The sequence below is a fragment of the Glaesserella sp. genome (assembly GCF_041814905.1).
Classification (GTDB): domain Bacteria; phylum Pseudomonadota; class Gammaproteobacteria; order Enterobacterales; family Pasteurellaceae; genus Glaesserella.
Window position 1 is genome coordinate 39759 of sequence record NZ_JBGXYA010000053.1, and the last position, 19353, is coordinate 59111.

Genomic DNA, 19353 nt, shown 5'->3' on the forward strand with positions numbered 1-19353 from the left:
TTGATTAAGGTTGCATCCACGAAAGTGGGGCTAAAATCAGTTGAGGGAAGAAGACGAAGGCGAAGAGTAACGCCACCATCATTAACATATAAGGGAATACACCTTTGGCCGCTTGGTCGAACGGTAGTTTGGATATTCCGGTAATAACATTCAGAACATTACCGACCGGCGGAGTAATTAAGCCGATTGACGTATTAAGAATAAACAATACACCGAAATAAACCGGGTCGATACCCGCTTCTTCAACTAACGGCATTAATACTGGGGTAAGAATTAATACCGTTGGGGTTAAGTCCATGACCATACCGATGATAAAGACAGCGATCATAATGACAATTAATAACATGGTCGGCGAATCGATTAACGGCTCAAGCAGTTCAGTCATCATTTGCGGTAATTCGGCAACGGTAATTAACCAACCGGTTACGTTTGCAGCCGCAACTAAAAACATCACTACAGCAGTCGTTTTACCTGCGGCCAAAATCACGTTGTAAAGCTGTTTGAGTTTTAGCTCACGATAAATAAACAGCGAAACAAATAACGCATAAAATGCCGCTACCGCACCGGCCTCAGTAGGTGTAAAAATACCAGTACGGAAACCACCAATAATGATCACCGGCAACATTAAAGCCCAGATACTGTTTTTAAATGAAATACAGAGTTCTTCTTTAGTTGCTTTGGAGAATGTGATCAAATCCAAACGTTTGGCTTGCCACCACCAGAGTACCGCTAAACAAATCCCCATCATAATACCGGGAAAAATACCGGCTAAGAAAAGCTTGGTAATCGAAACACCGCTCGCTACACCAAAAATAATAAACGGAATAGACGGTGGAATAATCGGTGCAATAATTCCGGCAGTGCCGATCAACCCCGCAGATTTATCTACCGGATATCCGGTGGTTTTCATCATCGGTAGCAGCATCGCTGCAACGGCGGCGGTATCTGCGACAGCAGAGCCGGACAGGCTTGCCATAATCATGGCGGCAATAATGGCAACAAAACCTAAACCGCCGCGTTTATGTCCGACTAACTTCATCGGTAAATCGATAATACGTTTAGACAACCCACCTTCATTCATAATTTCACCGGCGAGGATAAAGAACGGAATCGCCATTAATGAGAAACTGTCCGCACCACTGACGATTTGTTGTGCAAGAATCTGTGCATCAAACAGATCAAGATGCAGCATTAGCGCTATGCCGCACAACAGTAGAGAAAATGCAACCGGAATGCCTAGAATAATTGAACCAAGCAGAGCGGAAAGGAAGATTATCACTGTCATTTGCTTTCTCCTTTCGCAATAATACCAATGGTAGAAACCATGCGTACTACAATAAGCCCTGCAATCGCTATGCCGGCAACAACACTGGCAAGGAAAGTAATGCCCGTCGGAATTTCGGAAATCGGTGCAAGGTTATTGATATTGAGTTGAAACTGAATCCAGCCACCTTTGACGATTAAATAACAGCAGAATAGCATGAGAGAGTCAGTCACTATTTGTAATATATTGCGTTTGCTCGGAGACAAGCGGGATGTGAACATTGATACACTGACGTGCTGATTATCGCCAAAGGCTAAGATCGCACCTAGAAAGGTGAGCCAAACAAATAGATACCGAGAAACCTCTTCAGTCACATTAATGCTGCTATGGAATCCATAACGTAGCACTACGTTTAAAAACACAAGGCAAGACATTGTGGCCAAGATAACAACGACCAAAGCCTCTAATGTCTTACTTGCAAATTTTGCTAAAGATTTCATTTTTCCTCCAATTCACTTATCGCTATTTTCACTACAACTTTACGAATCGGGCTAGATCTACTGCCGTCCTGACAAGCCGGACGGTGAATATCTTCAGGGAAGAACACGGCAAAATTACCCGGTCTGAAAATGAGCTCGACTTCATTTTGCATCATGGCATAGTGTTGAATATCACGCTCAGGATCGTACTCTTTGGCAATCGGGTTCTGCCCCAAATCAGGTTCAACGCCCATACGTTCCAAACCGGAATGAAGGTACTGCACATCTAAGTAACGGCGGTGTACTTCAGGTAAAATGTCTGATTTCGGCTTAGTTTCAAGGTCTAATACTTGCACATAAATCAGATCGCCTTTTAATGGATAACGCCCGGTTTGCAATGTATCGAAATCAGTATTTTTTAAATAATCCAAAGCAAATTGAATAGCTTTTGGATATTCATTTGGATTGAAATTATTGATATGTCCGAAAAACATATAGCACCTCATCAAGTTTTCCCTCTTTAAACTAAGAGGGAAGTAGATTGGTTATAATGACTTCAATTTTGTCCAAACCGTGTCATCGACCGGAATACCGTTTGCTTTGTTATCAGCAAGAATTGTAGTAAATTCATGCCCCGGCAAACGCACTGCAACATTCGGATCCGAACGTTCGGCAGTTCTTACGTAGTCCATAATACGATTGAGTTTTTCATCTTTCGTTTTACCATCAATTAAGCGATCGACTTCAATGGCGATAAAAATTTGTGACACACAATATTCATCGTCTTTATCTTCGGTAACGGCTGCAGTCGATAAACCATTAGAAAGTAGAGTGGCAATCATATCTAATACGATAGATAAGCCGGAGCCTTTCCAAAATCCTGCCGGCAATAGGCGGCGATTGCGCTCGACTGTTCCCGGATCGCGAGTAAGATTACCGTCATCGTCAAAACCGGCATCCACAAAAGTTTGTTTACCCGCCAAACGATGAACTTCCAACATGCCATAGGAATACATTGAGCAAGACATATCAACCATAGTGATCGGGTTACTCGGCACGGCAATAATCAATGGATTAGTGCCGATACGGCACTCTTTTGCCCCCCAAGGCGGCATTACGGCTAACGCATTGGTCCAACAGATACCGATATAACCTTTTTCAGCAGCTTGCCAACCGTAACCACCACCGCGCATCCAGTGGTTTGCATTTTTAAGTGCGACGACACCGATACCGAATTGATCAGCAATTTCCATTGCTCGATCCATCATTTTTTTTGCGGTTAAATTACCGATAGCTTGGTGTGCATCCCATTGCTCGATTGCACCTAATGAAAGCACTTTGGTTGGTTCCGCTTCCGGCACAATATCGCCCTTTTCTAATTGTTGAATAAAACGAGGGAAACGGTTTACACCATGTGAGTAAACTCCTGCTTGAGTCGTATCGGCAAACATTGTTGCACACTCTTCGGCAATATCTTCACGAACATTACGGGAAAGTAGCACTCGTTTAAATTCGGCTTTTAATTCATCATAAGAAACTTTCATCGGATACCTCTTAGTTTTGCGTTTCAAATAGTAAAATGATATTTCACAAAATTACGCCTAAGCGCAATTAATGTCAACAAAAGGCAAAAAATAAAAACACTTTAAAATCAAAATGTTATTTGTAAATTGTTAGATTTGTGAACAAGATCTCATTTTGTTGGAATAATATTTCATAATATGAAATTAGAAATATGGTACGGAACTCGCTATACTGTTGAGACTAAAAAGTAATAGAGCAGGGAGAATCGCAATGGCGGAAGAAAAAAGCAGCGGCAATCAAAGTTTAATCAGAGGGCTGCGCTTGCTGGATGTATTAAGTAACTTCCCAAATGGTTGTCCATTGGCAAAGTTAACGGAAATTACCGGGTTGAATAAAAGTACCGTACATCGTTTACTACAAGGGTTGCACAGCGAAGGTTTCGTTCAAGGAGCAACCACCTCGGGAAGCTACCGCTTAACGACAAAATGCCTTAGCTTAGGGCAGAAAACGCTTGCTTCAATGAACATCATTAACATTGCTGCGCCACATTTAGAACGTTTAAATCTTACTTTGGGCGAAACGGTGAACTTTTCCAGACGCGAAAACGATCACGCCATTATGATTTATAAGCTTGAACCGACCACGGGAATGATGAGAACCCGCGCTTATATCGGTCAACACCTCCACCTCTATTGCTCGGCAATGGGGAAAATTTTTCTGGCTTATGAGCAAAACCTCTCTTATTTAGCGGAATATTGGCAATCTCATCAAGCAGTGATTCAACCGCTGACGTGCAATACCGTCACACAAATCGGTTTAATGGAAACGGAATTGGCGGAAATTCGTCGTGATCAATTTGCGATGGATAGAGAAGAAAATGAATTGGGTGTAATGTGTATTGCCTGTCCAGTGTTCGATCATCACGGTAGAGTGAAATATGCGATCTCAGTTTCCGCATCGACTCACAAATTGGCACAAATCGGAAAACAAACCATTTTGACCGAAATCCGCTCTGCTGCAGACGCTATCTCACGTGAATTAGGCTGGGAAGCCGTGTAACAACAAGCGGTCACTTTTTGCAAAAAATTTGCAGAAAGTGACCGCTTGATCATTGAGGATAGTGGCGGTTATGCCCAATATTTGTTGATTTCTGCGCGGATGGCTTCAGCGGTCGCTTTACCTTTTTCGCCGACTAATGCGCGACCTGCGATAAAGGCTTTGGCATTTTGGATTTCTTTGAATAAATGAATATCTTCAGGTACGATACCGCCGGTAATCGAGAGTTCGATACCTAATGCAGAAAGTTGTTTCATTAACTCTACATCTTCACTTGTCCATCCTTTGCCGGCTAATTCGGCATCGCGTGAGCGGTGGTAAATCGCTTGTTTAACGCCTAAATCTACCCATTCTTTAGCGTCTTTTTCAACAGACCAGTTACCGTAGATTTCAATTTGAATCTCTTTTTTCACTTTTAATTCCGGGTGAGCGGCGTTAAAGTCATCCGCTACTTTTTTGCACGCAGCTTTGGTGGCAGGGTGAGCCGCGGCGGAAACGGTTAACCAGTCTGCCCCTGCTTCAAATGCCATTTTGGCTAAGATTGCGCCACCGTCAGTAGTTTTTAAATCACATACAATAATATGATTTGGGTGTAAGGCTCGTAGCGTTGAGACGGCTTTCATGCCTTCTGCGAAAGCAAGAATCGTACCGCATTCGATAATTTCTACGAGGTTTTCTGCTTGTTTTGCGTCAGAAACGGCTTTTTCAAGACTTAAAGAGTCGAGTGCAATTTGGAGTAATGGTTTTGACATAAATATATTCCTTTTGAAAATGAAAAATAGAGTAAAACAAGCGGTGAGATTTGGATAAAATTTTGCAAAAACAACCGCTTGAAAATTTTCCCTCTTTTTTGAAAAAGAGGGACACACAATTTAACCATTCAACGCCGCGTCAATCACGGCATAAACATCTTCTGCCGTTTTGCAATTGCGGATTTTGTCTAAATTTACGCCGGTATCGCTGTCCGGATCATCTAGCACTTGAGTGATTTCCATCAAGCCTTGCATATGTTGATCAGAATCGCTACCGGCAAGGGCGACTAATACGTCAACCGGTTCATCTTCACCATCAAAAATCACCGGTTTTTCTAGGGTAACTAGAGCAAATGCCGTGCGTTTTACACCGTCTTCCGGACGAGCATGCGGCATAGCCAAACCCGGTGCGAGAATGATGTAAGGTCCCATATCGTTGATACACTTGATAATCGTATCATAATAGCGTGGTTCTACCGCTCCGGATTCAATCAATGGATCGATTGCAATTTTGATGGCTGCTTGCCAGTTATCTGCAGATTGGTTTAAGCGAATAGATTTATTGTCGATTAAGGATTGTTTGAACATAAATTTCCTCTCATATCTAGTACGAGTATATGTAGCTCGTCAGTGAAAATGGCGCGAGTAAATGCTCGCGCCAGCATTAAAGAAACTATTTTGCGTTATGTTTGTTGATTAAGTCCACTAATTCATCGCCGAATGAGTTAGGGTTTAACATATTTTTTACGCCAAGGAATGCTTTGCCTTCAGGAACTTGGATTTCACCGGCCAAATGTTGTGATGAAACGATGATATCGACTTCATTCAACTTACCTTTGTAATCGGTAACTGCACAAGAATCCATAATATTTGGAATTCCGCGCTTGTCTAAGTAACCTTTAATTTTCATTTTCATCATCATTGATGAGCCTTGACCAGAACCACACACCGCTAAGATGCGTACTGGTTTAGCGCCGCTTTGAGCAACCGTTGCTTCTGCTTTTTCTTCTACTTTTGTTTCTTCATTGGTTTCAACTTCATCCAAACCGTAGCCGTCTAATTGTTCAAGAGTTAAACCTTTTGCCGCCGCTTCCGCTTCTTCGGCACGTAAGATACGGGAGGCAAAGAACATATAGACCATCGCTAGCGCAACAATGATGAAGAAGAAGCCCGGTACACTGATAATACCTTGTAAGATTGGCGGGAAGAATAACGCCCAGTCCGCCATACCCATCCAACCGTTGAAGGTGGTACCTTGGCTTGCGAGCATTTGAATTACCCAAGCGGAACCTAATACTTCGATGATACCCATCACGAAACAGATCTTCATCACCGCTTTCCAGCCACCGAATTGGTTGGCGAATACGCCGATAGTGGCGTTAGAGAAGAACATTGGGATAAAGCCCGGGATGATTAAAATCGGAGAGTTAAAACCTAATAAGATACCGACCGCAACGAACTGACCGATAGCACCCCACATAAAACCGAATACCATGGCGTTCGGTGAAAAGGCATAGATTGCCGCACAGTCGATGGCAAGTACGGAGTTCGGAATTAAGCGTTCGGAAATCCCTTTGAAGGCTTCTGAAAGTTCAGCGACGAACATACGTACGCCGGTGACGATAATTTGAATCGCAACGGCAAATTTCAAGCCCATTTCAAGGATATACATAATCCAGTGGGTTTTGCCCGCCATTTGTTGCAAATTATCCAAACCAAAGGAAAGTAAGATGATCCCGAAGAAGATGGTCATCACTAACGCGGTGGCAGAGATACTGTCGTGGAAAATGTGTAACCATTTCGGTAAGTTCATGTGATCGACCGAATCGTTTTTATCCCCGAGTTTCGGTGCAAGTTTTACTGCAATCCAAGACGCGATTTGTTGTTGGTGACCGATGGAGAAACCTGCACCGCCCGTTACCGCTTGGGTCGGCTTATACATAATGTTAGAAGAAATACCCCAGTAGAGCGCCATTAACACGGAAGTGTAGATAATGGTTTCCCACATGGATGCGCCGATGATCATATAGAACACCGCTACAAGACCGGCTTGTTGGAACATAATGTGTCCCGTCAGCATAATGGTACGGATACCGGTTAGTTTTCTAAATACTACAAGTAAAATATTTAAGAAGAGAGCACCAATTACCGCATACCCTACCCACGCATAGTTATCTGCCATAGTTTGAATGGTCGCTTGCATACTGGTGTAGGGGTCAATCACCGCACCGGTTAGGTTGTGGTATTTTGCTAAGCCGTCGATAACCGGTTTGAAGTTAGTAACTAAGAATCCGGAACCTGCTTGTACGATCATGAAACCAACAATAGTTTTGATTGTACCTTTAACAACCGTAGTAGTATCTTTTTTCAAAAGAATATAGCCGAAACAGGCTACGATACCGAGTAAGAACGGGGCTTTATTCAGCACCTGATCTTTCAGAAAGACTAAAATATCGGTTAGCATTTCCATAAGAGTACCTCTTATTTGTTTGTGTGATTTTGAATAGAAACAGAAACTCAAGCTAAATTGCAGTTGAGGATGTTATTCCGCATAGGTAGGAATTTATCAGATAAAATGATAACAGGTAACAAAGATTATAAAAGATTATTTTTGATAATTTGTGAGCAACATCACAAAATTTAATGAGCAATTATTGATTTTAGTTTCTTGGTTTTTTGTTGAGGAAAAAGAGAGGTCGTTGTAGACGATGAGAAAACTCATTAAAAAATCGAGGTTTTATCGCTTTTTAGAGAAAAAAAGAGAAGTTGATCACAAAAAATGAAAAAAAAACTTTCATAAATGCGCGTGATTATATATGATTATTTGTGATTATTTTCTTCCTTCATTACTCAAATCAGGAGTCAACAATGAGCAAAATTCAAGAAATTACCCGTGAAAGTTGGATTCTTTCAACATTCCCAGAGTGGGGAACATGGTTAAATGAAGAAATCGAAAATGAAGTGGTGCCGGAAGGCAACTTCGCCATGTGGTGGTTAGGCTGTGTAGGCGTATGGATTAAAACTCCGGCAGGTGCAAACATCTGCATGGACTTATGGTGCGGTCGCGGTAAAAGCACGAAGAAAGTCAAAGATATGGTGCGCGGCCACCAAATGGCAAATATGGCAGGTGTACGTAAATTACAACCTAACTTACGCGCGCAACCGATGGTATTAGATCCGTTTGCAATCAATGAAGTGGACTTCATCCTTGCTTCGCACTACCACAGTGACCATATTGATGTGAATGTGGCGGCGGCAATTGTCAACAATCCGAAATTAGATCATGTGAAATTCGTCGGTCCGTGGCACTGTGCCGAACTTTGGAAAAAATGGGGCGTTCCGGAAGAGCGTATTATCATTGTCAAACCGGGCGATGTGGTCAAATTAAAAGACGTTGAAATTCACGCATTAGATTCGTTCGACCGGACCTGTTTAGTGACATTACCGGTCGAAGGTGCGGAAGCGCAAGGCGGAGAATTAGCCGGACTTTGCCCATCCGATGAAGAAATGGGTCGCAAAGCGGTAAACTACGTGTTCAAAACCCCGGGCGGTAACATCTATCACGGTGCAGACTCTCACTTCTCTATTCAATTTGCCAAACACGGTAAACAATTTGACATCGATGTGGCATTAAACAACTACGGTGAAAATCCGGTCGGTATTGCAGATAAAATGACTTCAATCGATCTGCTTCGTATGGCAGAATGTTTACGTGCAAAAGTGATTATTCCGGTTCATCATGATATCTGGACAAACTTTATGGCAAGCACACAAGAAATTATTGAATTATGGCGTATGCGCAAAGATCGTTTACAATATAAATTCCATCCGTTCATTTGGGAAGTGGGTGGCAAATATGTTTATCCGCAAGATAAAGATCTGATTGAGTATCACCATCCGCGCGGATTTGACGATTGCTTTGAGCAAGAACCAAATATCCAATTTAAATCAATGCTTTAATTGACAGTCGGCCACGCTGATTCAGCGTGGCTTCTGTTGTTTCTTTCCCCTCTTACTTAACGATAATCAAAAAGGAGGGATAGAGTTCATTATTGATTTAAATTTATGTTTAAAAATAAGGAAAATAGTAATGAACGAACATTATCGACATAGGCAATTATTGAATGTGTTGGATGACAAAAAAGTATTATCAACGCAAGAAATTATTGATTTGTTAGATATCTCTCCGGCGACGGCTCGTCGCGATATCAGTAAGCTGCACCAACAAGGTCGACTCAAAAAAGTGCGCAACGGCGCAGAAGCGATCAGTGTAGATTTTACCGCAAATAAAAAAGATCAAATTAATAACGTGGATGAAAAGCAGCGGATTGCCCGAGCTGCCGGAAAATTATGTCAAGACGGAGAAAGCGTCGTGCTGACTTGTGGTTCAACCATGTTGATGCTTGGTAATAGCCTTTGCGGACGTAATTTGCAAATTATCACCAATTTCCTACCACTTGCAAATTACCTGATTGAACATGGTCACGATGATGTGGTGATTATGGGCGGGCAATATAATAAGAATAAGCAAATAACATTGTCGTTAGCCACTCAGAATGAACCGGCTTATGCCGCCAATATTATGTTTACCAGCGGCAGAGGGTTTACTGAAGAAGGATTATATAAAACCGATATGATTATTGCTCATTCAGAGAAACAGATGTCGGCAAAAGCAGGGAAATATGTCGCATTGCTCGATAGCAGTAAGCTCGGGCAACGTGTCGGTATGTTGTTCACCGAATTAAAAGAGATTGATATATTAATCACCGGTAAAGAAGCGGATCCTGAAATTATTCGACAGCTACGCCAAAAAGGGCTAACCGTTATCTTAGCCTGATAATGTACCGGTTACCTTCCGATAAGCGGATTTAACTAACATAGGAGCAACCCGTGAGAAAACATAAATTAGGTATCTATGAAAAAGCCTTGCCCAAAAATATCAGCTGGCAAGACAGACTTTCGATTGTAAAAAGCTGTGGTTTTGACTTTGTCGAAATTTCTGTGGACGAAACCGATGAGCGTTTAGCACGTCTTGATTGGACGAAAGAAGAGCGTATCGAACTGGTCAAAGCGATTATCAACACCGGCGTAACGATTCCATCAATGTGCTTATCAGGACATCGCCGCTTCCCGTTTGGTAGCCGTGATGAAGCTACTCGCCAAAAAGCCTACGAAATTATGGAAAAGGCAATTCAATTAGCGGTCGATCTCGGTATTCGCACCATTCAACTTGCCGGCTATGATGTCTATTACGAAGAGCAAGACGAAGGCACAATCCAACGTTTCCAAGAAGGGCTAGAGTGGGCGGTTGAATTAGCGGCAAGCAATCAAGTGACGATTGCGGTTGAAATTATGGATACCAAATTTATGAGTTCGATTTCTCGTTGGAAAAAATGGGACGAGATCATCAAATCGCCGTGGTTTACCGTTTACCCGGATTTAGGCAATCTCTCTGCGTGGAACGACAATGTTGCGGAAGAGCTTAAACTCGGTATCGACAAAATCTCGGCTATTCACTTAAAAGATACCTACAAAGTCACTGAAACCTGCAAAGGTCAATTCCGTGATGTACCGTTTGGCGATGGTTGTGTGGATTTTGTAAGTTGCTTCAAAACCCTTGCAGAATTGAACTATCGTGGTGCGTTTTTAATTGAAATGTGGACAGAAAAAGCGGAAGAGCCAATTGCTGAGATCATCAATGCTCGCCGTTGGATTGAACAAAAAATGAAAGAAGGGGGATTTGCACTATGAACCAAATCGAATTAACGCCGGCATTACAAGCATTAAGAGAACGTGTTTTAAAGGCTAACTTAGATTTACCAAAGTATAAATTAGTCACTTTTACTTGGGGTAACGTGAGTGAAATCGACCGTGAAACGGGGTTAGTCGCCATCAAGCCATCAGGCGTGGAATATGATGCGATGACCGTTGAAGATATTGTGATTGTTGATCTACAAGGCAATCGTGTGTATGGTAGCAAAAAACCTTCTTCAGATACCGCGACTCACTTAGAGCTTTATCGCCAATTCCCTGAAATTGGAGGGATTGTGCATACACATTCTCGCCATGCAACCGCTTGGGCGCAAGCAGGGGAAGATATTTTGGCGCTTGGTACCACACAAGGCGATTACTTCTACGGCTCCGTGCCTTGTACACGCCGCATGACCCCTGAAGAAATTGCAGGCGAATATGAACTCGAAACCGGCAAAGTGATTGTTGAAACATTCCGTAAACGTGGCATTGAACCTTCTATGGTACCGGGTGTACTGGTTCACTCCCACGGGCCTTTCACTTGGGGGAAAGACGGACACGATGCGGTGCATAATTCTGTGGTATTAGAAGAAGTGGCGTATATGAATTTTGTCAGCCATCAAATCCGCCCGAATATCGGATCAATGCAACAAGAGTTGCTCGATAAGCATTACTTACGCAAACACGGTAAGAATGCGTATTACGGGCAGTAAAAAAACAGAACAGGGAGCAAAAGCTCCCTGTTTTTTATAGATACAAGCGGTCAGTAAGCTACCAATAACGACAATACTTAGACCGAAAGTGAAAAAATACCTGTTTTAAAGAAATTAAGAAACGGAAACGTTATTTGCAACGTGTTTGAGCATTTCAATAAAGGCTTTAGCGGCTCTGGATAAATAACGCCCCTTGCGATAAACAACAACGACGGTTCGGCTAGGATGATTGTCAATTTGGCAATAACAAGGCTCTTTTTCGAAATGTTCTGCCATCACCAATGTTTCAGGCAGTAGCGTTGCACCTATTCCAGCTCCGGATAAAGCCTGTGCGGTAGTCATACTGCCTGTCTGAAATACCACATTAGGGCTAAAACCCGCCTGTTCACAGCATTTGTTCAATAGTTGATGTAATTTGTGATTTTTATTCATTTGAATAAATGGGGTGTCTTTTAAGATATCCAGAGAAATTTGCGGAGTATAGGAGTGATCTCCCGCTTTCAGCCGTAGCTGCTTGGCAACAAAATGATCCGGAGGTAACGCAAGCAGAATTTTTTCTTCAAAGAGGAACTCATAGTCGAATAGTTGTTCGTTTACCGGCAATAAAGACAAAGAAATATCGGTTTCTCCTGCCAATGCGAGATCCTCCAGATTCTGCGTATTATCTTCCTTTAAACTCACTTCAATATTAGGATATTGCTGATAAAAAACAGGCAACATTCTTGCCAGTAAATAAGCGCTACGAAAAGGCGAACTCCCCACAATGACTTTACCTTGTTTGGTATTAAGGACATCGTCTACTTGTTGTTCAAATTGATATTGTAAATCCATAATTGCCTTTGCATTTTCAACATACAACCGCCCGATATAAGTCAGTTTTAAAGGCGAGACGGAGCGGTCGAATAATGGGGCGCCGACCTGCTCTTCTACCTTTTGAATAAATTGGCTCAAAGAAGGTTGAGAAATAAATAATTTCTTAGCTGCGACGGAAAAATTTCTCTCTTCCGCCACTTTCAAGACATATTTGAACTGTCGAAACTCCATATAGGTATTTACTTATAACTATTATATAAAAAATCGTATTGGACTTATTCTAGATAAAATAACTACTATAGTCCATAAGAAAAGTAAGCCTTTTCTTCTGAAATTTCTTATTGAGTTGGAGTGTGGGGTATGAACAGTAAACGCATACGTGGAATTGCTGTAATTGCCGTAATGTTGGGAATTTGGTTCAGTCCGGTTCCACATGGCTTAAGCGAGCAGGCTTGGCATTTATTCGCTATTTTTAGTGCAACGATTCTCGGCTTTATTTTACAACCGTTACCGCTAGGCGCCATTGCCTTAATCAGTATTACATTTGCTTCATTAAGCAACGTCATTAAACCAAGCGAAGCTCTAGCTGGCTTCAGTAATGCAATTATTTGGCTGATTGTATCAGCATTTTTGTTTGCCAAAGGTTTTATAAAAACAGGATTGGGACGACGAATTTCATTTAAATTAATCGAATGGTTCGGCAGCAGTGCGCTAAAACTGGGTTATACCTTAGTTATCAGCGATTTTATTATCAGCCCAGCAACACCTTCCAATACTGCCCGTAGCGGAGGGATTATGTATCCGATTGTACGTAGCCTTGCCTCAGCCTTCGGTTCGGAACCGAAACAATCTCCGCGCAAAATCGGTTCCTATATCCTTGCCACGTCCTTTCAAGCTGATGCACCTATCGCCGCCATGTTTGTTACTGCTTGCGCACCGAATTTATTAATTGTTGCATTCGCACAAGATGTAGCTCATATCACAATAAGCTGGGGAACATGGGCCTTAGCCGCGATTGTTCCGGGGCTGCTATCTATGCTGATTATCCCTTTCTTTATCTACAAATTTTATCCGCCTGAAATTAAAGATACCCGTGAGGCGCAAAAAGTAGCGAAACAAGAATTAGCCAACATGGGCAAAATGAGCCGTGATGAATGGGTGATTACCGGAGTTTTTGTCGGCGCATTACTATTATGGTCTACCTCTCAATACACGGATATTAATGCAACCGTGGTGGCTTTGCTTGGTGTGAGTGTCATGCTGATTAGCGGGGTTTTGGTCTGGGATGAAATTATCGAAGAAAAAGGGGCTTGGGACGGCATGATATGGATGGGTGGAATCGTCGGTTTAGCCGGTGCTTTAAATAAAGTCGGTTTTATTCCTTGGTTCGCTACTACCGCAAGTAACGTTATGAATAGTCCAAACTGGTTCATAACACTCGCCGTATTATTCCTGATTTATATGTACAGCCACTATGTTTTTGCCAGTTTGTCCGCTCATGTGACTGCTATGTACGCAGCCTTTCTGGCGGTCGTAATCAGTGCCGGAGCACCTGTCTTTTTAGCTGCCTTCGGCTTAGCCGCCTTGTCAAATTTAATGGCGGGACTGACTCATTATGCCACCGGTGCGGCGCCTATTTACTACGGCGCAGGTTATATCAAACAACAAGATTGGTGGAATATCGGATTTTTCTGTTCAGTGATTAACTTCATTATTTGGATAGGAATAGGTTCTATGTGGTGGAAACTTTTAGGTCTTTGGTGATCTGAAACCATTTTCCAATATTTATTTCAACGAGGAGTAATTTATGATGACGAAAGAAGAAGGCGTTCGTTATTTAACCGATACGATCGCAAAATTCGTCGGCTATACCGGCAAAGTATTACCCGATGATGTCATGGCTAAGTTAAAAGAGCTGCGAGAAAAGGAACAAGAACAGTTACCGAAAATCATCTACGGAGCCATGTTTCGTAATCAGGATTTAGCAGCAAAACTTAATCGACCAAGCTGTCAGGACACGGGAGTCATTCAGTTTTTTGTCAAATGCGGAGCCAACTTCCCTTATATCGGTGAACTTGAAGCTTTGTTGAAAGACGCTGTGGTACAAGCCACCAAAGAAGCACCGCTACGTCACAACAGCGTGGAAACCTTTGATGAATACAACACGGGTAAAAACGTAGGTAAAGGCACACCTTCCGTATTTTGGGAAATTGTACCGAACAGCGATCAGCTAGAGCTGGACACCTATATGGCAGGCGGCGGTTGTTCATTGCCCGGACAGGCCAAAGTATTAATGCCCGGTGAAGGTTATGAAGGTGTCACGAAGTTCGTATTAGATGTCATGACCAGCTACGGTTTAAATGCCTGCCCACCGTTATTAGTCGGTGTAGGAATTGCGACATCGGTAGAAACTGCAGCGGTACAATCGAAAAAAGCGTTATTTCGTCCGTTAGGTGAACGCAATACGAATGAAAAAGCCGCTTATATGGAACAACTTCTGGAAGATGGCATTAATAGTATCGGTCTTGGTCCACAAGGGCTAAAAGGCAAAATGTCCGTTATGGGAGTCAATATCGAAAATACTGCACGTCACCCATCGGTGATTGGTGTCAGCGTCAATGTCGGCTGTTGGTCACATCGTAAAGGCCATATTATTTTTGATAAAGAACTTAATTACACCATTACTTCACATTCAGGAGCGTCACTATGAGCGAGAAAAAAATTCTGACTACGCCGATCAAAGCCGAAGATTTAGAAGATATTAATATTGGTGACATCATTTATCTAAACGGTTATATCGTTACTTGCCGCGATGTGGCACACCGCCGTTTGATCAATGAAAAACGTCCGTTGCCGGTGGATATTAAAGACGGCGCAATTTTACACGCTGGTCCGATTATTCGCGCACTCGGTGACGACAAATATGAAATGATCTCTGTCGGTCCGACAACCAGTATGCGCATGGAAAAGTTTGAAAAAGAATTTATCCGCCAAACCGGTGTAAAACTAGTCGTGGGCAAAGGCGGCATGGGAAACGGTACTATGGAAGGCTGCCGCGATTATAAGGCGCTGCATTGTGTTTTCCCTGCCGGTTGTGCCGTGCTTGCAGCGGAATGTGTGGAAGAAATCGTTGATGCCCAATGGAAAGATCTTGGTATGCCGGAAACCCTTTGGGTGTGTAAAGTAAAAGAATTCGGTCCGCTCATTGTCTCGATTGATACGCACGGTCGCAATATCTTTGAAGAAAATAAAATCGAGTTTAATAAGCGAAAAGACGCTGCGATTGAAGAAATCTGCAAGCATGTCGATTTTATCAAATAACCTATTATATTGACCCCATAGGCAAATGACTTACGGGGTCATTTATTCTCTGCGGCACCAAAATCCGATTTTTTGTTTGTGATACGGCGTAAGCCCTGATTTCACCTGCACATAATTCATATCATTAGCACACAGTGACCCTAATGAAATAAGGAAGAGCCCGTGAAACTTTATGTTTATGATCGCTGCCCTTTTTGTGTACAATCGAGCGGTTTAATTTCAAATATAGAACAAGCGGCCAGTTTCAGCTCATTTTTTGCAAATTTCAGGCTGAAACCGGCCGCTTGTCAAAAGATAAAGAATCAGGGGTTAAATCCGTTTCAACAAACCCTCATCAATATTCAGCAAACTATTTAATTTTGCATCCGCCAAATCCCAACAAGGTTCGCGCCACTGCTCGCGGCTCGGCACCACAATGCACGCCATGGATGCGGCTTTCACCGCCACCATTCCTACTTTGGAATCTTCCAAACCAACGCACTCATTCGGGCTTAGACCTAATTTTTGCATTGCGTGCAAATAGACTTGCGGATGAGGTTTGTTGTATTCCAATTCAGCGGCGGAAGAAATATAAGAGAAGTAGTGGGCGATATTGCAACTTTCTACGATATCTTCCAACATCTTACGCGGGGAAGCGGAAGCGATCGCCATTTTGATCTGATTCGTTGAAAGAAGCTCCAAGGTTTCTTTTACGCCCGTCATTAACGGTTTTTGTTCAAGAATCAGACCTATCGCGCGTTCAAGTAACTCGCCGACCACTTGAGTTTGGTTGATATGATTACACTGATAATACTCGCACGCCGACGCCACAACCGCCGAAGAGGGCATTCCCGTCAAGCGGAACATGTCCGCTAAGGTTACTGGAACGCCATGTCGATTTAATACTTCCACCCCCGCTTGTCGCCAATAAGGTTCCGAATTTATTAACAACCCGTCCATATCGAAAATAAATGCTTTTTTCATCGTTTCTCCTTTGTTATCCGTGGTTTTTAAGGCTTATGATACAAGCTTCCCCATCAAAACAAAACAGCAAAAGCGTTAGAATTGATTAACGGCGGGTTTATTATCGGTATGGCTTATCTCTACGCTGTCGGGTTGTGCTTGGAGCGCCAAAATAGCGGGTAAGGCGGCAACATAACTCAGCACTAAGCCGAGCGAAATAGAGAACAGTACGTGTTTTAAGGTGATTTTTGTCATCATTATTTTCCTCAATCTGTTTGATGAGGCGATTACACCAAACAGAAATGAAGAAAATCTTAAGCAACGCCATTTTGCAAATTTTCGGCTGTTTCCGACCGCTTGTAGTCAGAATTAGGCTAATTCAGGGAATAACATCTTAATCACATTTTTGGTTAAACGGCGCGATTTTCCTTGATACGGGAAGATGTGCATCATCATCATTGGATTAAAATTCGCTTCGATTACCCCCCAAGAACTTAAACTCGGCTCCGCCGCTTTGTGTAAGTCAGGAATAATCAGATCAACACCGCAGACTTTCGCCCCCATGGCGTGCGCAATACCGACGGCAATTTGCTTATAGCTAGGATGCATTTCATCGGTCATATCGATAGAATCGCCGCCGGTACTGATATTGGAATTAGCACGCAACTGCACCCATTGTCCTTCGGCAGGGACGGAATCCAGTGTTAAACCTTGCTCTTTTAACTGTAACCGTTCGATGTCCCCCAACGCAATCTTCTTAAGCGGGCTACGACTGCCGTCACCACGCAATGGATCGCTGTTTTTAGTGTCGACCAATTCACGTACCGTATGGATTCCGTCTCCGGTAACATTCGCAGGCACGCGTAGCAATACCGCCAAAGTTTCATCACCTAACACGAAGAAACGGTATTCGGTACCGACTAAATAGTCTTCAACCATCACCTCTTTATCTTCACGGAAAGCAATTTCAATCGCTTTAGCAAAGTCATCTCGGTTACTTGCCCCTTGCTGGAAAATGGTAATACCCAAGCCGTAGTTGGTTGATTTCGGTTTAATCACCACCGCTTTACCTTCAAACAAACTATAATGGGCGACAGCCTCCGCCACACTCGTGAACTCGACACTTTTCGGCACGTTGAATCCGGATTTTGCCAAAACTTTTTTGGTCACCACTTTATTTTCCATAATCAGTGGAGAAATATATTGATCGTGGCTGGTCATATTGCCGTTTTTAACATATTCGAGATGGTCGCCGTGTTTTAACGCAAGAAATTGATCGTTCTCATCCAACAGTTCAACTTCAATGCCTTGTTGAATTAAATCAAAAAGCAAAGCTTGAGTGGAAAGTTCCATATTATCAAAAGCAGAAATGGCATAAAAACGGTCAAACGCCTGTTTTTTGTAGAGCGTGGCTAATTTTGCACCTAACGCTTGATAGCCGCCTTCCGCCACAATGGCTTGAACCAAACGTCCGCACAGCGTCTGTTTCGGATCGGCAAATTGCGTCAATTTGCGTTGAACGGTACCGATTGCACTTTCATCTGCGCCGATCTCACGTAACATTTCAATTAGCAGATGTAAAACGGCTTCACCTTCCGAACGGTATGTTGTCTGCGAGAGCGGATCTTCCAACGCCACTTCCGCTAAACGGACTTTACCTAATTCAATACCGGCTTGATCTGCGGTTTCATCCAACCAAATCATTAATAAAATAAAGTGGTGAATAAATTCAGTATCTTCCAAACTGATACCGCAAGCTTCAAACGGATTGAGGTCAAAAAGTCTGAATTCTAAATAACGAATGCCGGTATTTAAGAAATCACGTGCTTTTTTCGCCCCGCGCAAACGCACATTGGAATAGAACTCTTTTTCAGCAATCAATTTACCGCTATTCACCCAATATTCAAGGGTTTCAATATATTGTTCTACGCTGTCATAAGAAACTACGATTTCCGGTGCGTTCACATAACCATATTTGCTGGAACGCAAACTACGCACAAACTGCCCTTCTTTTAATGGCGAAGCACTGCCTTTGAAATAAGCGGCATCCACGGTAGGCGTTGCACTCAATAAATAAAGCAGAATCCATTGATAACGCAGAAAGTTTTTCGCCATTTTCAGATAAAGTGCATTCCGAAACTCAACATGATTCGGATACGCTTTTTGTAGCTGAAACAGCGTATTTACTAATTCTTCGGAAAGTTGGAAGTTATAGTGGATACCGCTCACCATTTGTTTATTGGCTCCGTAAGATTCCACTAAATGCTCACGATAAGCCACATCCGCCGGATCATCAAGTTGTGCCACTTTGATTTTATCCTCTGGAGGTAAGCCTGCCGGCATACTCATTGGAAACAGAAATTCATTTTCCGGAATCGAACGCAACACAACTTCGTGAATCGCAGACAGCCAGCGGTAGGTATCACCAAGTTTTTTATTCGGCGGAGTAATGAGCTCTAACTGGCTTTCCGCAAAATCCGTTTGAATATACGGATGATAAGAACGGCTACCGAAATTTTTGGGATGGGGTGTTGTGACAATATTGCCTTTTTCATCAACACGTTGACTCTCTTTTTCAATACCGAACGTACCTTGTTGGAACAGCAATGCCAAATGATATTGGCGGATAAGATGTTGGAGTTTCATGATATCTCCCGATAAGTCGATTAAATGAAATGGCGAGAACCATAGCATATTTTTCAGCTAAAGATCGCGCTTATTTGATTAATAATAGTCTT

Annotated in this window: 19 protein-coding genes; 8 read left to right on the forward strand and 11 right to left on the reverse strand. The window is 42.6% G+C overall.

Going from position 1 to position 19353, the window contains the following annotated elements:
- Positions 1–4: 4 nt before the first annotated feature.
- From ACEYJ7_RS08065 to yiaK, 4 genes are read right to left on the reverse strand one after another with little or no spacing between them, the layout of a single operon-like run.
- Positions 5–1285, reverse strand: a complete 1281-nt coding sequence (locus ACEYJ7_RS08065; protein WP_373778557.1) for a TRAP transporter large permease subunit — start codon at positions 1283–1285, stop codon at positions 5–7.
- Positions 1282–1764, reverse strand: coding sequence for a TRAP transporter small permease subunit (locus ACEYJ7_RS08070; RefSeq protein WP_373778558.1), 483 nt, complete (start codon positions 1762–1764; stop codon positions 1282–1284). Before ACEYJ7_RS08070 ends, ACEYJ7_RS08065 begins: the two co-directional genes overlap by 4 nt.
- Entirely contained in the window at positions 1761–2237 is a 477-nt protein-coding gene (locus tag ACEYJ7_RS08075) for a YhcH/YjgK/YiaL family protein (RefSeq protein ID WP_373778559.1), read from the reverse strand. Before ACEYJ7_RS08075 ends, ACEYJ7_RS08070 begins: the two co-directional genes overlap by 4 nt.
- Before the next feature lie 51 nt (positions 2238–2288).
- Complete coding sequence (gene yiaK, locus ACEYJ7_RS08080; protein WP_373778560.1) at positions 2289–3287, reverse strand: 3-dehydro-L-gulonate 2-dehydrogenase; 999 nt, start codon at positions 3285–3287, stop codon at positions 2289–2291.
- A gap of 250 nt (positions 3288–3537) precedes the next feature.
- On the opposite strand from yiaK, the gene ACEYJ7_RS08085 reads away from it, so the two are divergent.
- Complete coding sequence (locus ACEYJ7_RS08085) at positions 3538–4326, forward strand: IclR family transcriptional regulator (RefSeq protein ID WP_373778561.1); 789 nt, start codon at positions 3538–3540, stop codon at positions 4324–4326.
- Positions 4327–4394: 68 nt separating this feature from the next.
- Here the strand turns inward: ACEYJ7_RS08085 and ACEYJ7_RS08090 are convergent, their stop codons facing one another.
- The 3 genes from ACEYJ7_RS08090 to ACEYJ7_RS08100 form a co-directional block, all read right to left on the reverse strand.
- Entirely contained in the window at positions 4395–5075 is a 681-nt protein-coding gene (locus ACEYJ7_RS08090) for a 3-keto-L-gulonate-6-phosphate decarboxylase UlaD (RefSeq protein ID WP_373778562.1), read from the reverse strand.
- A 120-nt stretch (positions 5076–5195) separates the two neighbouring features.
- Entirely contained in the window at positions 5196–5663 is a 468-nt protein-coding gene (locus ACEYJ7_RS08095) for a PTS sugar transporter subunit IIA (RefSeq protein WP_373778563.1), read from the reverse strand.
- Positions 5664–5748: 85 nt separating this feature from the next.
- Positions 5749–7545, reverse strand: a complete 1797-nt coding sequence (locus ACEYJ7_RS08100) for a PTS ascorbate-specific subunit IIBC (RefSeq protein WP_373778564.1) — start codon at positions 7543–7545, stop codon at positions 5749–5751.
- Between the two features lie 398 nt (positions 7546–7943).
- Here ACEYJ7_RS08100 and ulaG point away from each other — a divergent pair, with 398 nt between their 5' ends.
- The 4 genes from ulaG to araD all read left to right on the forward strand — a co-directional run bounded on the left by ulaG (position 7944) and on the right by araD (position 11539).
- Complete coding sequence (gene ulaG, locus ACEYJ7_RS08105; RefSeq protein ID WP_373778565.1) at positions 7944–9035, forward strand: L-ascorbate 6-phosphate lactonase; 1092 nt, start codon at positions 7944–7946, stop codon at positions 9033–9035.
- A 130-nt stretch (positions 9036–9165) separates the two neighbouring features.
- Complete coding sequence (gene ulaR / locus ACEYJ7_RS08110) at positions 9166–9912, forward strand: HTH-type transcriptional regulator UlaR (RefSeq protein ID WP_373778566.1); 747 nt, start codon at positions 9166–9168, stop codon at positions 9910–9912.
- A gap of 53 nt (positions 9913–9965) precedes the next feature.
- Positions 9966–10826: an L-ribulose-5-phosphate 3-epimerase gene (locus tag ACEYJ7_RS08115; protein ID WP_373778567.1), complete on the forward strand. Its 861-nt coding sequence runs from the start codon at positions 9966–9968 to the stop codon at positions 10824–10826.
- Positions 10823–11539, forward strand: a complete 717-nt coding sequence (araD, locus tag ACEYJ7_RS08120; protein WP_005820881.1) for an L-ribulose-5-phosphate 4-epimerase — start codon at positions 10823–10825, stop codon at positions 11537–11539. Before ACEYJ7_RS08115 ends, araD begins: the two co-directional genes overlap by 4 nt.
- Positions 11540–11653: 114 nt before the next feature.
- Here the strand turns inward: araD and ACEYJ7_RS08125 are convergent, their stop codons facing one another.
- Entirely contained in the window at positions 11654–12583 is a 930-nt protein-coding gene (locus tag ACEYJ7_RS08125; protein ID WP_373778568.1) for a LysR family transcriptional regulator, read from the reverse strand.
- A 129-nt stretch (positions 12584–12712) separates the two neighbouring features.
- Here ACEYJ7_RS08125 and ACEYJ7_RS08130 point away from each other — a divergent pair, with 129 nt between their 5' ends.
- From ACEYJ7_RS08130 to ttdB, 3 genes are read left to right on the forward strand one after another with little or no spacing between them, the layout of a single operon-like run.
- Positions 12713–14116, forward strand: coding sequence for an anion permease (locus ACEYJ7_RS08130; RefSeq protein WP_373778569.1), 1404 nt, complete (start codon positions 12713–12715; stop codon positions 14114–14116).
- 43 nt (positions 14117–14159) lie between these two features.
- Entirely contained in the window at positions 14160–15062 is a 903-nt protein-coding gene (ttdA, locus tag ACEYJ7_RS08135) for a L(+)-tartrate dehydratase subunit alpha (protein WP_373778570.1), read from the forward strand.
- Positions 15059–15673 (forward strand): L(+)-tartrate dehydratase subunit beta, encoded by a 615-nt coding sequence (gene ttdB / locus ACEYJ7_RS08140; RefSeq protein ID WP_373778571.1) that lies wholly within the window; start codon positions 15059–15061, stop codon positions 15671–15673. Before ttdA ends, ttdB begins: the two co-directional genes overlap by 4 nt.
- Positions 15674–15982: 309 nt before the next feature.
- Here ttdB and hxpB read toward each other — a convergent pair whose 3' ends face one another.
- From hxpB to gshAB, 3 genes are all read right to left on the reverse strand, one after another.
- Positions 15983–16636 carry a hexitol phosphatase HxpB gene (gene hxpB, locus ACEYJ7_RS08145; protein WP_373778572.1) on the reverse strand — a complete coding sequence of 218 codons (654 nt, stop codon included), beginning with the start codon at positions 16634–16636 and terminating at the stop codon, positions 15983–15985.
- 75 nt (positions 16637–16711) lie between these two features.
- Positions 16712–16873 (reverse strand): hypothetical protein, encoded by a 162-nt coding sequence (locus ACEYJ7_RS08150; protein ID WP_373778573.1) that lies wholly within the window; start codon positions 16871–16873, stop codon positions 16712–16714.
- Between the two features lie 111 nt (positions 16874–16984).
- Positions 16985–19261 (reverse strand): bifunctional glutamate--cysteine ligase GshA/glutathione synthetase GshB, encoded by a 2277-nt coding sequence (gene gshAB / locus ACEYJ7_RS08155; RefSeq protein WP_373778574.1) that lies wholly within the window; start codon positions 19259–19261, stop codon positions 16985–16987.
- Between the last annotated feature and the right edge of the window lie 92 nt (positions 19262–19353).

What these genes read in the sequence shown, in the direction of transcription:
- ACEYJ7_RS08065 (WP_373778557.1), bottom strand. Translation starts at nt 1,285, where the DNA reads ATGACAGTGATAATCTTCCTTTCCGCTCTGCTTGGTTCAATTATTCTA.
- ACEYJ7_RS08070 (WP_373778558.1), bottom strand. Translation starts at nt 1,764, where the DNA reads ATGAAATCTTTAGCAAAATTTGCAAGTAAGACATTAGAGGCTTTGGTC.
- ACEYJ7_RS08075 (WP_373778559.1), bottom strand. Translation starts at nt 2,237, where the DNA reads ATGTTTTTCGGACATATCAATAATTTCAATCCAAATGAATATCCAAAA.
- yiaK (WP_373778560.1), bottom strand. Translation starts at nt 3,287, where the DNA reads ATGAAAGTTTCTTATGATGAATTAAAAGCCGAATTTAAACGAGTGCTA.
- ACEYJ7_RS08085 (WP_373778561.1), top strand. Translation starts at nt 3,538, where the DNA reads ATGGCGGAAGAAAAAAGCAGCGGCAATCAAAGTTTAATCAGAGGGCTG.
- ACEYJ7_RS08090 (WP_373778562.1), bottom strand. Translation starts at nt 5,075, where the DNA reads ATGTCAAAACCATTACTCCAAATTGCACTCGACTCTTTAAGTCTTGAA.
- ACEYJ7_RS08095 (WP_373778563.1), bottom strand. Translation starts at nt 5,663, where the DNA reads ATGTTCAAACAATCCTTAATCGACAATAAATCTATTCGCTTAAACCAA.
- ACEYJ7_RS08100 (WP_373778564.1), bottom strand. Translation starts at nt 7,545, where the DNA reads ATGGAAATGCTAACCGATATTTTAGTCTTTCTGAAAGATCAGGTGCTG.
- ulaG (WP_373778565.1), top strand. Translation starts at nt 7,944, where the DNA reads ATGAGCAAAATTCAAGAAATTACCCGTGAAAGTTGGATTCTTTCAACA.
- ulaR (WP_373778566.1), top strand. Translation starts at nt 9,166, where the DNA reads ATGAACGAACATTATCGACATAGGCAATTATTGAATGTGTTGGATGAC.
- araD (WP_005820881.1), top strand. Translation starts at nt 10,823, where the DNA reads ATGAACCAAATCGAATTAACGCCGGCATTACAAGCATTAAGAGAACGT.
- ACEYJ7_RS08125 (WP_373778568.1), bottom strand. Translation starts at nt 12,583, where the DNA reads ATGGAGTTTCGACAGTTCAAATATGTCTTGAAAGTGGCGGAAGAGAGA.
- ACEYJ7_RS08130 (WP_373778569.1), top strand. Translation starts at nt 12,713, where the DNA reads ATGAACAGTAAACGCATACGTGGAATTGCTGTAATTGCCGTAATGTTG.
- ttdA (WP_373778570.1), top strand. Translation starts at nt 14,160, where the DNA reads ATGATGACGAAAGAAGAAGGCGTTCGTTATTTAACCGATACGATCGCA.
- ttdB (WP_373778571.1), top strand. Translation starts at nt 15,059, where the DNA reads ATGAGCGAGAAAAAAATTCTGACTACGCCGATCAAAGCCGAAGATTTA.
- hxpB (WP_373778572.1), bottom strand. Translation starts at nt 16,636, where the DNA reads ATGAAAAAAGCATTTATTTTCGATATGGACGGGTTGTTAATAAATTCG.
- ACEYJ7_RS08150 (WP_373778573.1), bottom strand. Translation starts at nt 16,873, where the DNA reads ATGATGACAAAAATCACCTTAAAACACGTACTGTTCTCTATTTCGCTC.
- gshAB (WP_373778574.1), bottom strand. Translation starts at nt 19,261, where the DNA reads ATGAAACTCCAACATCTTATCCGCCAATATCATTTGGCATTGCTGTTC.